Origin of the sequence: Pseudoalteromonas sp. Z1A8 (genome assembly GCF_011378855.1) — a bacterium.
Lineage (GTDB): Bacteria > Pseudomonadota > Gammaproteobacteria > Enterobacterales > Alteromonadaceae > Pseudoalteromonas.
On sequence record NZ_WTLB01000132.1, the window covers coordinates 1 to 677 of the forward strand.

The 677-nt window shown below is 39.7% G+C and carries 1 protein-coding gene; it reads left to right on the plus strand.

Features of this window, described 5'->3' with window-relative positions; genetic code table 11:
- Positions 1-677, plus strand: a 677-nt coding sequence (locus GQR55_RS20005; protein ID WP_166421968.1) for an IS4 family transposase, incomplete at both ends; no start/stop codon positions are given.

The window sequence follows — 677 nt, forward strand, 5'->3', positions numbered from 1 at the left end:
CCGTTTCACAATCAACTGAGTAAGCCTGAATTCAGCCTATTGATGAAATCACTGGTTGATGTGGCGTTAAATGAATGGCAGCAACAAATACTTGGTACAGAAGTCACACTGTCAGATTTTAAACGCATCGTATTGCAAGACGGAAGTTCGTTCGCAGTGCATGATAGTTTAAAAGATACCTTTAAAGGTCGCTTTACTAAAATAAGTCCTGCGGCAATAGAGGTTCATGTGAGTTGGGATGTGCTTCAAGGTTATCCCGAAGAAATCTCAGTGAGTCCTGATAGCCAAGCTGAATATGATTTTTTACCTGATGCTAAATCGTTAGTCGACACCTTGTTTTTAGCGGATAGAGGTTATTTTAAGTTATCGTATCTTGAATCAATTAATACAGCAGGAGGCTTTTATGTTGTCAGGGCTAAAACTACGGTTAATCCAACCGTAGTAGCTGCTTTTAATCGTCACGGTAACGCGTTAAAACGGTTTTCACAGAAGAAGCAAAAGGACGTTAAAAAGCATATTCGTCGTAGTGTTATTGTCGATATGGATGTGGAAGGTAAAACGAATTATCGATTGATTGCGAGCTGGCCTAAAGGAAAAAGTGAGCCTACTTATTGGGCAACGAACTTAAATCGAGAAAAATTTAGCGCTGAAGCGGTAATAAAGCTCTACAGTCTCAG